This is a genomic window from Thiomonas intermedia (assembly GCF_002028405.1).
Lineage (GTDB): Bacteria > Pseudomonadota > Gammaproteobacteria > Burkholderiales > Burkholderiaceae_C > Thiomonas > Thiomonas intermedia.
In genome coordinates this window covers 979,498-992,869 of record NZ_CP020046.1, presented here as the reverse complement: position 1 = coordinate 992,869, position 13,372 = coordinate 979,498, and the positions used below count along the sequence as shown (strand labels likewise).

The window sequence follows — 13,372 nt, the reverse complement described above, 5'->3', positions numbered from 1 at the left end:
CTTCCATGTTTAAAATTTATAATCTTTTCAAGATCGCTGTAGGGGTGGTCGCCCTTGTTACCCTGGCGGGATGTGGTGGCGGGGGGGGGGCGAGCGGAACGCCGCTGGTCGGAACTGGTGCTAACGGTGGCTCTGCTGGATCGGGAACAATTTCCGGAAGCACAGCGTTAACTATTAACTTGATCGTTGCTGGCGGGGGTAATTCTTCGAGTATTGCTAGTGGTCAAAGCACGGTACTGATTGCGACGGTGAATAACAAGCTTACTGGGGCGGTTGTTGCCAATCAGGTAGTGACGTTTGCATTTTCAGCGAATATATCAAACGCGAATCTTACGGTGGATTCTGCAAATACGAGTGCTGGCGGACAAGCTGCTACTTTGTATACTGCAGGAAATCAGAGTAGTGGAACCGACATCGTGACTGCAACAGTCACGGATGCTGCGGGGAATGTTGCAACTGCCTCAGTAAATCTTGATGTGCAAGCTACCACGAGTAACTTCACAATGACAGTTAGTCCAAACACCCCGCAGAATGTTTCCAGTAATAGTGTTTCTGGAGCCATGCAGACGGTAAATGAGGCCATTCCATTCACAATTACCGTGAAGGATTCCAATGGAAATGTTGTCCCCAATCTGACTGTCACATCAGCACTTGGTAGCTCCAACTCAGCAGCCTATTTGGGCAATCCACCTGTGGCTGTGGTGCCAGGTTTTCTTACGCAAAGTGCAACAGTATCTCCGACGTTGATCAACACAACCGATCAATCAGGACAGGCAGAACCAACATACATTTCTGGTGGGCGGGCGGGGACAGACATTGTTATTTTTACACTGACCCGAAATGGCATTATTATTGCAAGTCAATCTGTGAGTGTGCAAGTTAATTAAAGCCTAATTTGCGCTGCGATATTCAAGGTGTGGCTTTTATTAAGGCAATTCATTGACTTGTATTTTCCTTGTAGGTCTCATGGGCGCTGGGAAAACAACTGTTGGCCGGACGCTCGCACAGCGCGCTGGCCTTCGGTTCATCGACAGCGACCATGAGATCGAGCGCGAGCAGGGCTGCACGATTGCAGCCCTTTTTTCTCGGCTGGGTGAGGCAGGGTTTCGCGACATCGAAGCGCGCGCCATCGACGCGCTGACGCAGCGTGACGGCATCGTGCTCGCCACCGGCGGCGGGGCTGTGCTGAGGCCTGAGAACCGCAAGGCCTTGCGCGAACGGGGTACGGTGGTCTATCTGCGCGCCAGCCCCGACGATCTTGCCCACCGACTGCGGCACGATCGAACCCGGCCCTTGCTCCAGCAGGGTGATGCTCGGACCAAGCTTCAGGAGCTGTTCCGGGTGCGCGATCCCCTGTATCGCGAGACGGCCCATTTCGTGATGGATACGGGACGCCCTTCTCCGGCGCTGCTGACGAATATGGTGCAGATGCAGCTCGAGCTTGCCGGGGTGCTGCCCACGGCGGGGCAGGTGGGCTGAATCGGTTTTTTCGGGGCTGCCGGTGCGGCCGATGGGCCGTTCTCGTAGAGGGGCGGTGCCAGCGGGGAGTGCAGTCTTGGGTGGCGCTCTGCCACGCGCAGAGGCCTTGCCAAAGACCTTCGAACCGCGCTTCGGCCCGGCTTTCTACAATCGTGTCTTGCGTTGGACCAGACGTCGCGCGGTCCCAGGCGCTTGCTCGCCTCGTCGTCGGTTTGAGGCGCGGGCTCGACGAGCAGGAGAAGTCGGGTTATCGCCGACTGTACCCAGACCCGCGGGCACCCTGAACAGGATTTCCACATGACCACCGTTCGTATCGCACTCGACAGTCGGGCCTATGACATCCGGATCGCAACCGGTTTGCTCGATGCGCCCGACACCTTTGCCGCAGTGTCCGCTCCCAAGGGTACGGCACTCGTCGTCACCAATACCACGGTAGCCCCTCTGTATGCGGCGCGGCTGGAGCAGAGTCTGCAGCCGCATTTTGCGCGGGTGCTGCGCTGCACCCTGCCCGATGGCGAGGAGTACAAGACCTGGGACACGCTCAATCAGATCTTCACCGATCTGCTGCGTCACCAGTGCGATCGCAAGACCACGCTGTTCGCCCTGGGCGGCGGGGTGATCGGAGATATGACGGGTTTCGCCGCGGCCAGCTATATGCGCGGCGTGCCCTTCGTGCAGGTGCCCACCACGCTGTTGGCGCAGGTGGACTCCTCGGTGGGCGGAAAGACTGCGATCAACCACCCGCTGGGCAAGAACATGATCGGTGCGTTTTACCAGCCCCGGCTGGTGGTGGCCGATCTGGCCACCCTGCACACCTTGCCGCCGCGGGAACTGTCGGCAGGCCTGGCCGAAGTCATCAAGCACGCCGCGATTGCCGACGTGGATTTTCTCGACTGGCTGGAACTGCATATCGACGCGCTGATGGCGCAGGACGATGCCGCGATGGCCGAGGCCGTGGCGCGTTGCTGCCGGATCAAGGCGCATGTGGTGGCGCAGGATGAAACCGAGGCCGGGCTGCGCGCCATTCTCAATTTCGGACACACCTTCGGTCACGCCATCGAAGCCGGCATGGGCTATGGCAACTGGCTGCATGGCGAGGCGGTGGGCGCCGGGATGGTGCTGGCCGCCGACCTGTCGGTGCGGCTGGGCCTGCTCGCGCCCGCCGACGCCGAACGGCTGGCCCGGCTGATCGCCCGCGCGGGCCTGCCTGTACGGGCTCCCGATCTGGGCGCCGAGCGCTGGGCCGAGTGGATGCAGGTGGACAAGAAGACCGAGGGCGGTGAAGTGCGCTTCGTGCTGCTCGCCGGTCTGGGGCGGCCGGTCTTGCGGGCGGCGCCGATGGAGGAAGCGCAGGCCAGCATTGCTGCGCACCTGCAGACCCCTCTGCAGCCGCACCAGACCGCGGCCTCCGCATGACTGTCGCGGCCCAGACGCTGCAGGCTTCGGTCCTCGCGGCCTATGCCTGCAGCGACGCCACCTCGCGCGGACGCGAGCACGCCGAACCGCCGGCTTCCGACCGCACCGGCTATCAGCGCGATCGTGACCGCATCATCCACTGCACGGCCTTTCGCCGCCTGGAATACAAGACCCAGGTGTTTCTCAATCATGAGGGCGATCTCTTCCGTACCCGCCTGACCCACAGCCTGGAAGTGGCGCAGATCGCGAGGTCGATCGCTCGCGCCCTGCGGTTGAACGAAGACCTCACCGAAGCCCTGGCGCTGGCGCACGATCTGGGACACACGCCCTTCGGCCACGCCGGTCAGGATGCTCTGGGCGCGTGCATGCGGCAATACGCGCCGCAAGGTGGCGGCTTCGAGCACAACCTGCAATCGCTGCGCGTGGTCACCACGCTGGAAGAACGCTACGCCGCATTCAACGGCCTGAACCTGAGCTTTGAAGCGCGCGAAGGCGTGCTCAAGCATTGCTCACGCCGCAACGCGCCGCACCTGGGCGAGATCGGGCTGCGTTTTCTGCACGGCGGGCAACCCAGTCTGGAAGCGCAGATCACCAACCTGGCCGATGCCATCGCCTATAACAATCACGATATCGACGACGGCCTGCGCGCCGGTCTGATCGACCTGGAGGAACTGCAGACGGTGCCCTTTTTCGCCGGGCATCTCGACGCCGTTCAGCGCGCCTACCCCGCCGTGCAGGGGCGCCGCCGCGTGGCCGAAACCATACGCCGCATGATCTCGTCGCTCATCGGCGATCTGGTGGATGAAACGACCCGGCGCGTCGGTCAGGCCGGCGTCGATTCGCCCGACGCCGTGCGCGCGGCGCCGCCGCTGGCCTCGTTCAGCGCGCCCGTGCAGCAGCAGTTGCAGCAACTCCAGCACGTGCTGCTGCACCGCCTCTATCGGCATCCCGACGTGCTGCGCAACACCACCAAAGCCCAGCGCCTGCTCACCGAACTGTTCGAGGCCTATCGTGCCGATGCGCGGCTGCTGCCCCGTGCCTATCAGCGCGACGACGCCGCGCGCCAGCCCCGGGCCATCGCCGACTACCTGGCCGGCATGACCGACCGCTTCGCCATCCGCGAGCACCAGCGGCTGTTTTCCATGCGCGACTGGCCGGTGTATTGACGAGTCCGATGTGAGCGCGTCACCCAGGTCTCCCAAGTCTCCCAGGCCTGCCGGATCCGGCGGCGCCCGTAGCGCAGCGCTGGAGCGTCTCGGTCTGCGCAGCGACTGGGACGTCGCGCTGCACCTGCCCCTGCGCTACGAGGACGAAACCCGGCTCACCGCGCTGGACGCGCTGTGCGACGGTGCGGTCGTCACCGCCGACGCCGTGGTGATCGATGCCCAGGCGCAGGGACGGGCGCCACGGCGGCAACTGCTGGTGCACCTGCGCGATGCGGGTTCGGCGCAGGAAACCCTGACCCTGCGGCTGTTCCACTTCTATCCCCATCAGCTCAAGACCCTGCAGCCCGGGGTCCGGCTAAGGGTGCATGGCCAGGTCAGACAGGGCTTGTTCGGTTGGGAGATGGTGCATCCGGGCTGGAAGACCGTGGACGAGCATGCGCCCTTGCCGACCACGCTCACGCCGGTCTACCCCACCACGGCAGGCTTGCCGCAAAGCTATCTGCGCAAGGCCGTGGCCGGCGCGCTCCAGCGCCTGGATGGCCGCGACACCGTGCCGCAAGACGAGCGGGCGCGGCACCATCTGCCCGATCTGGCGGCAAGTCTGCGCATCCTGCATGCGCCCCCATCGTCCGCGCTCGCGGCGCTGGAGGCCGGGGAGCACCCTGCGCAGCGCCGCCTCAAGTTCGACGAGCTCCTGGCCCAGCAACTCGCGCAACAGCAGGCCCGGACGCAGCGCCTGCGCCGGAAGTCGCCGGCCCTGCCCGTGGCCGATGGCGATGCCCCCCTGCCGCAGCGACTGCGGGCCGCACTCCCGTTCACCCTCACCGCCGCGCAGGAGCGTTGCGTGGCCGAGATTTCGGCCGACCTCACGCAGACGGCGCCCATGCACCGGCTGTTGCAGGGCGATGTGGGCAGCGGCAAGACCGTGGTGGCTGCGCTGGCGGCGGCGCAGGCCATGGCCGCAGGCTGGCAGTGCGCCATCATGGCGCCCACGGAAATTCTCGCGGCCCAGCATGCCCGCAAGCTCGCCGATTGGCTGGAGCCCCTGGGCGTGGGCGTCGCCTGGCTGTCGGGCAGCCAGAGCCGCAAGGAGCGCGAGGCCGAGTTGCTGCGGGTGGCCAGCGGCCAGGCCCAACTTGTGCTCGGCACCCATGCGGTCATTCAGGCTCAGGTGCGCTTTGCGCGGCTGGCGCTGGCCATCGTGGATGAGCAGCATCGCTTCGGCGTGGCGCAGCGCCTGGCCTTGCGCGACAGCCTGCTCGCGGGTACGCAGGGCAGTGGGCTCCAGCCCCATCTGCTGATGATGAGCGCCACGCCCATCCCGCGCACCCTGGCCATGGCGATGTTCGGCGACCTGGACGTCTCCACCATCGACACCCTGCCGCCGGGACGCTCGCCCGTGCGCACCACCGTGGTCAGCGCCGAGCGGCGCGACGATCTCATCGAGCGGGTGGGCGGGCTGATCGCGCAAGGCCGACAGGCCTACTGGGTCTGCCCGCTGGTGGAAGAGAGCGAGACGCTGGATCTGCAGAACGCCGTCGCCACCCATGCCGAACTCAGCGCCGCGCTGGCGGCTCCCGGGCAGGCGGCAGCGCGCGTCGGCCTGCTGCACGGGCGCATGAAGGCGGGCGAGAAGCGCGCGACCATGCAGGCGTTCAGCGCCGGGGAGATCGGCCTGCTGGTGGCCACCACGGTGATCGAAGTCGGGGTGGACGTGCCCAACGCCAGCCTCATGGTCATCGAGCACGCCGAGCGCTTCGGCCTGTCGCAACTGCATCAACTGCGCGGGCGGGTCGGGCGCGGCGCGGCGCAGTCCGATTGTGTGCTGCTGTTCACCTCGCCGTTGTCACCCACGGCGCGCGAGCGCCTGGCGGCGATGCGCGAGCTCGCCGACGGCTTCGCCCTGGCGCAGAAAGACCTGGAACTGCGCGGCCCGGGCGAACTGCTGGGTCTTCGGCAGTCGGGCGTGCCCGGCCTGCGTTATGCCGATCTCGCCCTCGACGCCACCCTGCTTGAGGCCGCGCGCGATACCGCGCAGCGCCTGTTGCAGAGCGCGCCCGAGGCCGCCCGGCAGCATGTCGCGCGCTGGCTGGGCGAGGGCTTCGACTGGTTGAGCGCCTGAGCGTGGTCTGCACGGCCGCCCGTTGGCGGCGGCTGGATACATTGACTAGCACAATCCGCCAGGGTTTCTGTTTTAATTCTTTCTATGACTCTGACAGAATTGCGCTATATCGTTGCCGTCGCTCGCGAGCGACATTTCGGCCGGGCCGCCGAGGCCTGTTTCGTGAGCCAGCCCACCTTGTCCGTCGCCATCAAGAAGCTCGAAGACGAGCTGGATGTGCGCCTGTTCGAGCGTGGCGGCAACGAAGTCAGCGTGACGCCCATTGGCGAATCCATCGTCGAGCAGGCCCAGCGCGTCATCGAGCAGGCCGCCTCGATCAAGGAAATCGCCAAGCGCGGCAAAGACCCCCTGGCCGGACCGCTGCGGCTGGGCGTGATCTACACCGTGGCCCCCTACCTGCTGCCCGAACTGGTGCGCAATGTCATCGCCCGCACCCCGCAGATGCCTTTGCTGCTGCAGGAAAATTTCACCACCCGGCTGCTGGAAATGTTGCGCACCGGCGAACTCGATGCGGCGATTCTGGCCGAGCCGTTTCCCGACCAGGGCCTCGCGGTCTCGCCGCTGTACGACGAGCCCTTTGTCGTAGCTGTGCCGCGCGGCCATGCCATGGCGCAGTGCAAGGCGCTGAGCGCCGAGGCCATCAAGGACGAAACCATGCTGTTGCTGGGCACGGGCCATTGTTTTCGCGACCATGTGCTCGAAGTTTGCCCGGAGTTTGCGCGTTTCTCCCCGAGTTCAGAAGGCATACGCAAGAGCTTCGAGGGCTCGTCGCTCGAAACCATCAAACATATGGTGGCCTCGGGCATGGGCATCACCGTGGTGCCCAAACTGTCAGTGCCGCGACAGGACGTGCCGCATGCGGCCGACCCCAGCACCGATCACGTCTGCTATGTGCCTTTCGACGAACCGCCGCCCACGCGCCGCGTGGTGCTCGTGTGGCGCAAGAGCTTTACCCGGCACCAGGCCATTGTCGCGCTGCGGCAGGCCATCATGGCCTGCGATCTGCGGGGCGTGACCATGCTCACGCCCTGATCGGCGCGGCTTCCGTCTGGGCCGTTCGGCGCTTCAGGCCTGGGTATGGACGTCGTAGGTGACAAAGCCCAGTTCCGCCCCGGGCAGGGCGAACCAGTCCGGGTGGTCAAGCGTGCGGTGCATGTCGTCGAGGCCGCTTTGCCAGTGGGACCGCATTTCGGCGCGGCCGAAGTTGAAATCCTTGCCCTGACCGTCGAAGGCCTTGTCGCGGTAGATCAGGTGGATGACGTTGTAGCGCTTGTCCTGTGCCATCTCGCGGACCTGTCGGCACAGTGCGTCGTTTTTGCGCTGGCTGGCGGGAATGCGGTCGAGCAACTCGCGCAGGATGCGGCGCTGCTGCTGCGCCTTTTGCAGCGTGGTGGTGATGGCGCGCGTGCGGCTGGAGTACTGGATGTCCTTCTGCCGCTCCGCCACGTCGAGCAAGGTCTGCGGCACCTCGCCCTCCGCGCTCCACAGATCGACCTGGAACACCAGGGTGTGATGGCTGGGGTGGCCGCCCAGCACCTGCGACAAGGGCGTGTTCGACACCAGCCCGCCGTCCCAGTAGAACTCGCCGTCGATCTCCACCGCGGCGAAGCCCGGCGGCAGCGCGCCCGAGGCCATGATGTGCTCCGGACCCAGGCGCATCTCGGCGCTGTCAAACACCACCAGATTGCCGGTGCGCACATTCACCGCGCCCACGCTGATGCGGGTTTCGCCGCTGTTGAGCCGGTCGAAATCGATCAGCCGGGTGAGGGTATCGCGCAGCGGCGCGGTGTCGTAGAAGCTGGCCTGCCCGGGCCGCTGCCCGCCCAGGGGCCAGCGCGGCAGAAAGAATCCGCGCTGACCTTCGAGAATGGCGCGCAGACCCTGCCATGCGGCGAGCTGAGGTTGCAGCGACTCCGGAATCCAGCCCAGCGCGGCACCATGCTCCCACGGCAGCGTGGGCAGAATCGGCTGCTGGGTTACCGTCTCCCAGAAGTTTTGCAGGGCGGCCGTGCGTTGGCCCGGCGCGTTGCCCGCCATGAGCGCCGCATTGATCGAGCCGATGGAGATGCCGGCCACCCAGTTCGGATGCACGCCGCAATCTTCCAGCGCCTGCACCACGCCGCATTGATACGCCCCGAGCGCGCCGCCACCTTGCAGCACCAGGGCCACGCGGTCGTAGTTGCGCACCTGGGCCAAGATCGCATCGGCGCGGCACGACGGCGTGGCGATGGGGGCGCGCGGCTTTCTGCGGGTTGCGGTAGCGCTCATGACCGTGTCTTCAGTTCATGCACCAGCCGTGGCTGGCGATGATGGACTGCCCGGTGAGTGCGGCCGTGGGGAAGGCGGCGAGGAAGAGCGCGAGGCTGGCGATGTCTTGCGTCGTGGTGAACTCGCCGTCCACGGTGTCCTTGAGCATCACGTTCTTGATCACTTCGTCTTCGGTGATGCCCAGCTCCTTGGCCTGTTCGGGGATCTGCTTGTCCACCAGCGGGGTGCGCACGAAGCCCGGGCAGATCACATGCGAGCGCACGCCCTTGGGGCCGCCCTCCTTGGCGAGCACGCGCGCCAGCCCGAGCAGGCCGTGCTTGGCGGTGACGTAGGCGCTTTTGAGCTTGCTGGCCTCGTGCGAATGCACCGAACCCATGTAAATGACCACGCCCCCCTTCTTGGCGTACATGCCCGGAAGCACGGCCTTGGTGGTGAGAAAGGCGCCGTCGAGATGGATGGCGAGCATCTTCTTCCAGTCGGCGAAGGCGAAGTTCTCGATCGGATTCACGATCTGGATGCCGGCATTCGACACCAGGATGTCCACCGGCCCGAAGGCCTTGGCCACGGCCTCGCAACCGGCGTTCACCTGCGCTTCGTCGGTCACGTTCATGGCCACGCCCATGGCCCGTCCACCAGCTTTGTTGATGGCCTCGGCCACCGCGTTGGCGGCGTCGAGGTTCAGGTCGGCGATGGCGACTTTGGCGCCGACCTTGGCATAGGTTTCGGCAATTTCCTTGCCAATGCCGCTGGCGGCACCGGTGACGATGGCAGTTTTGTCCTTGAGGCTGAGCGTTGAGGTCATCAGGGGGTCTCCGTGAGAAATGAAAAGGAAGGCAAAGCCCGATTGAAGCCCACTTGCTGCGCTGCGGCAAGTGCGGCGCGGGTCCCTGTTCAAAGCATGGTCGGTGGGCCTTAACCGGGTCTGAAACCGGCAGGGCCACGCTGAACAAGTCTCGCGCGCCTCGCAAGCAGGCGCGCCATCGCGGGAACTTGATTCAGCGTGCCCATTGAGCCGGCACGCTGAAGTTTGAAACAGCGCCCCACCCCGGCCCTCCCCACAAGTGGAGAGGGAGCCAGCACGCCTCTCCCGCGCCGTGGGGGAGGTTGGGAGGCGGAGGTCGTTCCATGGCGTGGCCCATGACCCGTTCCTCCTTCTCCATGCCTGATCAATCGGCGCCGCTGCGCTGCTCTGCGTGCACGGCATGCACCGCTGGAAACACCACCCGCACCTGCAATCCGCCCAGATCGGCGGTGCCGAGTTCCACGCGGGCGCCGCAGCGGTCGGCCACGCTGCGCACGATGGCCAGGCCCAGGCCGCTGCCGCCGGCCGGGCTGCCGTCGCGGCGGTAGAAGCGGTCGAACACGCGCTCGCGCTCTTCCACGGGAATGCCAGGGCCGGCGTCGTTCACTTCGAGCACGGCCACGCGCTGCGGCGCGGCAGACGCAGGATTGACGGCCTGCATCTCGTGGCGCACGCGCACATCGACACGGCCTCCGGCAGGGGTGTAGCGCAAGGCGTTGTCCACAAGGTTGCGCACCAGGATGCGCAGACCGTCCGGCGGGGCCAGCACGGCGCAGTCTTCGGCGTCTTCGAGCCCGGCGTCCACCCCTCGGGTCTGGGCGAGCTCGGCGGTGTCGGACAGCGCCAGGCGGGCGGCGTCGAGCAGGCTCACGGTGCCGAGGGCCTCCTCGGCGCCCGATTCGTTGCGTGCGAGCAGCAGCAGTTGTTCGACCAGATGGCTGGCGCGGTCGATGCCGCTTTCCAGCCGGGCCAGGGCCACGCCGCGCTGGCCGTCGTCGTGCGCGCGCCCGAGCATCTGCACCTGCACCTTGAGCGCGGCCAGGGGCGAACGCAGTTCGTGCGCGGCGTCGGCCACGAACATGCGCTGCGTCTCGAAGGCCTGCCGGGTGCGGGCGAACAGCCCATTCATCGCGCGCACCACGGGGCGCATTTCGCTGACCACGGGGTGCGGGTCGAGCGGGTCGAAGCTGGTGGCGGCGCGGCTCTCCAGTTCAAGCGACAGATCGCTGAGCGGCCGTAGCGAACGGCGCACCACCCAGGCCACGGCCAGCAGCAGCAGCGGGGCGATGACGGCCATGGGCCAGATCGAGCGCAGCGCGAAGCCCAGCGCCAGCGCCTGCCGTGTGGCGGTGCTCTGGCCGACCTGAATGGTGCGGCCCCCGGCCTGCATGGAAAAGACGCGCCACTGATCGTTGCCCACCTGCACATTGGTGTAGCCGAGCACGGCCTGACTGGGCAGATCGCTGCGCGGCCGCGATACATAGATGCGCTTGCCGTCGGGCGCCCAGACCTGCACGACATAGTCGACATTGTTGCCCGCGCTCACATCGGGGCCGAAGCCGGGCAGGCCCATATCGCCGCTGGCCAGCGACAGCGCGAGCTGCTGAAGGTGATAGTCGAACACCGCATCGGCCTCGTTCATGGCGTTGCGAAACACCGCCAGCGCCTGCACCAGCGCCGCCAGGGTGACGGCCACCGAGAGCAGCAGCAGCAGCCGGGCGCGCAGCGATTTCACGCGGCGTCTCCTGTGCCGCCGCCCTCGACCAGGTTGGGGCGCGCAGCGGGTTCCTTGGCGATCATGTAGCCCATGCCGCGAATGTTGCGGATCAGGTCGGGGCCGAGTTTCTTGCGCAGGCTGTGCACATAGACCTCGACCGCATTGCTCGAGATCTCGTCCTTCCAGCTGTAGAGTTTTTCTTCGAGCTGGGTGCGCGACAGAATCATGCCGGGCCGCGCGATCAGCGCTTCGAGCACGGCCCACTCCCGCTGCGACAGCGCCACGGGTTCGCCGTCGAGCAAGGCTTCGTGCGTGGCCGGATTCAGGCTGATGCGACCAAAACTGAACACCGGCTCGGCCCGCCCGGCGGCCCGGCGCAGCAGGGCGCGGATGCGGGCGGAGAGCTCGTCGAGATCGAAGGGCTTGAGCACATAGTCGTCGCCCCCGGCATCGAGCCCGGTAATGCGCGCCGACACGGCATCGCGCGCGGTGGCGATGAGCACCGGGGTGGTTTCGCGCCGCGCGCGCAAGGCCTTGAGCACCGCAATGCCGTCCATCTTCGGCAGCCCGAGATCGAGCAGCACGAGGTCGTACTGCTCGGTGCGCAGCGCCGAGTCGGCGAGCGCGCCGTCACGCACCCAGTCGACGGCATAGCCCTCGCCGCGCAAGGCGTCGAGCACGCTCTCGCCGATCATCATGTCATCTTCAACCAGGAGCAGGCGCATGGGACGCGAACCGCGAATGCAGACAGCTCAAACTGTAGCGGCCCGCGCTTAGACTGCACTTAAGGCCATGCAGCACAAGCTTCTGGCGCGCTTTCGTGCAAGGATCGGGGCATTGCCTTTGGAAGCGGGCATGCTGATGTTTGAGGCGGCTCCCCACCCCGGCCCTCCCCACGGGTGGGGAGTGAGCAAGACGGGGCTTCTCCCCCAAACGCTGCGGGAGGCGGGGAGGACCTATGCGGATCACGCGCAGCGCCTTCTACTCATCCCCCCACCCCGTGGGGGAGGCCGGGAGGGCTTATGCGGATCACGCGCAGCGCCTTCTACTCCTCCCCCACCTCGTGGGGGAGGCCGGGGGGGGAGTCTGTGTCGCAGGCGTTGCCCATGGAACCCTCATCCTCCATCCCGGGTCCATGACGTCGGCAGGTACGCTGCCGTCAGCCAACAGCCACGAGCTTGCCCATGCCCCTTGCCGACCCGTCCCGCGTGAATCGCCTGTCCCGCACGGTCTGGCTCCTGGGCTTCGTCAGCCTGTTCATGGACATGTCGTCCGAACTGGTTCATGCCTTGCTGCCGGTCTACATGACCACGGTGCTGGGCCTGAGCGTGCTCAGCGTGGGCGTGGTGGAGGGCGTCGCCGAGGCCACGGCTTCGATGCTGAAGGTGGCCTCCGGGGCCTGGTCCGACCGCCTCGGTTCGCGCAAGGCGCTGGCCGTGGCCGGCTATGGGCTGTCGGCCCTGACCAAGCCCCTGTTTCCAATGGCTTCCGGGGCGGGCGAGGTGATCGCGGCGCGCTTCATCGACCGTATCGGCAAGGGCCTGCGCGGGGCGCCGCGCGACGCGCTCGTGGCCGATGCCACGCCCCCCGGGCAGCGCAACGCCGCCTACGGCCTGCGGCAGAGTCTCGATACCGTGGGCGCCGTGCTCGGGCCGCTGGCGGCCATCGGCCTGCTGGCCGTCTATGCCGACAAGCTGCGCCTCGTGCTGTGGTTCGCGGTGATCCCGGCGGCGATCGCCGTGGCGATTCTGATTTTCGGCGTGCGCGAGCCTCGGAGGGTGAGGGTGCACGCGGCCGCAGCCCAGGCGGGCCGAAAGGCATGGGACTGGCGTGCGGCGCGCGAACTGCCCCCGGCGTTCTGGCGAGTCGTCGCGCTGGCGGCGCTGTTCACCCTGGCGCGATTGACCGAGGCGTTTCTGGTGCTGCGGGGCGACCAGATCGGCGTCTCGGTGGCGTGGATCGCGCTGGTCACGCTGGTGCTGTCGCTGGCCTATGCCTTGTCGGCCTACCCGGTGGGGCTGCTGGCGGCGCGCTGGGGGCGCAAACGGCTGTTCGGTCTGGGCTTGGCCGTGCTGGCGCTTGCCATGGTGTTGCTCGGCGGTGTGTTGCCTTTGGGAATGCCCGGGTTCTGGCTGGGGGTTGCGCTGTGGGGGCTGCACATGGGGCTCACGCAGGGACTACTCTCCGCAGCCGTGGCCGAATCCGCGCCGCCTGACCTGCGTGGCACGGCGTTCGGTCTGTATCACCTGACCATCGGGCTGATGCAACTGATTGCCGCCATCGGCGCGGGCTGGCTCTGGCAGACCCTGGGCTCCGGCACGCTGTTCAGCCTGGCCGCCTTGCTGGCGCTGCTTTGCCTTGCGGCCCTCTGGCTGGGGCTGCATGAACCTTCACGATAAAGG

At 66.5% G+C, this 13,372-nt stretch carries 11 protein-coding genes; 7 read left to right on the top strand and 4 right to left on the bottom strand.

Annotated elements, in window-relative coordinates; all coding sequences use genetic code 11:
• Positions 1–5 precede the first annotated feature (5 nt).
• The 6 genes from BVH73_RS15700 to BVH73_RS04640 all read left to right on the top strand — a co-directional run bounded on the left by BVH73_RS15700 (position 6) and on the right by BVH73_RS04640 (position 7,215).
• The gene (locus BVH73_RS15700) at positions 6–887 is read left to right on the top strand and encodes a hypothetical protein (RefSeq protein WP_154048423.1); all 882 of its coding nucleotides are present in this window, start codon (positions 6–8) and stop codon (positions 885–887) included.
• Positions 888–966: 79 nt separating this feature from the next.
• Positions 967–1,479, top strand: coding sequence for a shikimate kinase (locus tag BVH73_RS04660; protein ID WP_079416523.1), 513 nt, complete (start codon positions 967–969; stop codon positions 1,477–1,479).
• 297 nt (positions 1,480–1,776) lie between these two features.
• Positions 1,777–2,895 (top strand): 3-dehydroquinate synthase, encoded by a 1,119-nt coding sequence (aroB, locus tag BVH73_RS04655; RefSeq protein ID WP_079416521.1) that lies wholly within the window; start codon positions 1,777–1,779, stop codon positions 2,893–2,895.
• A complete protein-coding gene (locus BVH73_RS04650; protein ID WP_079416519.1) occupies positions 2,892–4,061 on the top strand; it encodes a deoxyguanosinetriphosphate triphosphohydrolase in 1,170 nt (389 codons plus the stop codon). The genes aroB and BVH73_RS04650 overlap by 4 nt, the downstream gene beginning before the upstream one ends.
• Before the next feature lie 10 nt (positions 4,062–4,071).
• The gene (gene recG / locus BVH73_RS04645) at positions 4,072–6,183 is read left to right on the top strand and encodes an ATP-dependent DNA helicase RecG (RefSeq protein WP_169836750.1); all 2,112 of its coding nucleotides are present in this window, start codon (positions 4,072–4,074) and stop codon (positions 6,181–6,183) included.
• A gap of 84 nt (positions 6,184–6,267) precedes the next feature.
• Positions 6,268–7,215 carry a hydrogen peroxide-inducible genes activator gene (locus BVH73_RS04640; RefSeq protein ID WP_079416515.1) on the top strand — a complete coding sequence of 316 codons (948 nt, stop codon included), beginning with the start codon at positions 6,268–6,270 and terminating at the stop codon, positions 7,213–7,215.
• A 33-nt stretch (positions 7,216–7,248) separates the two neighbouring features.
• Here BVH73_RS04640 and BVH73_RS04635 read toward each other — a convergent pair whose 3' ends face one another.
• The 4 genes from BVH73_RS04635 to BVH73_RS04620 all read right to left on the bottom strand — a co-directional run bounded on the left by BVH73_RS04635 (position 7,249) and on the right by BVH73_RS04620 (position 11,695).
• Positions 7,249–8,451, bottom strand: a complete 1,203-nt coding sequence (locus BVH73_RS04635; RefSeq protein ID WP_079416513.1) for a patatin-like phospholipase family protein — start codon at positions 8,449–8,451, stop codon at positions 7,249–7,251.
• Positions 8,452–8,461: 10 nt separating this feature from the next.
• Complete coding sequence (locus BVH73_RS04630; protein WP_079416511.1) at positions 8,462–9,253, bottom strand: 3-hydroxybutyrate dehydrogenase; 792 nt, start codon at positions 9,251–9,253, stop codon at positions 8,462–8,464.
• Positions 9,254–9,617: 364 nt separating this feature from the next.
• Complete coding sequence (locus BVH73_RS04625; protein ID WP_079416509.1) at positions 9,618–10,988, bottom strand: ATP-binding protein; 1,371 nt, start codon at positions 10,986–10,988, stop codon at positions 9,618–9,620.
• Positions 10,985–11,695 (bottom strand): response regulator, encoded by a 711-nt coding sequence (locus BVH73_RS04620; RefSeq protein ID WP_079416507.1) that lies wholly within the window; start codon positions 11,693–11,695, stop codon positions 10,985–10,987. The genes BVH73_RS04625 and BVH73_RS04620 overlap by 4 nt, the downstream gene beginning before the upstream one ends.
• A gap of 459 nt (positions 11,696–12,154) precedes the next feature.
• Between BVH73_RS04620 and BVH73_RS04615 the strand changes: the two genes are divergently transcribed.
• Positions 12,155–13,369: an MFS transporter gene (locus tag BVH73_RS04615; RefSeq protein ID WP_079416505.1), complete on the top strand. Its 1,215-nt coding sequence runs from the start codon at positions 12,155–12,157 to the stop codon at positions 13,367–13,369.
• Positions 13,370–13,372: the final 3 nt, after the last annotated feature.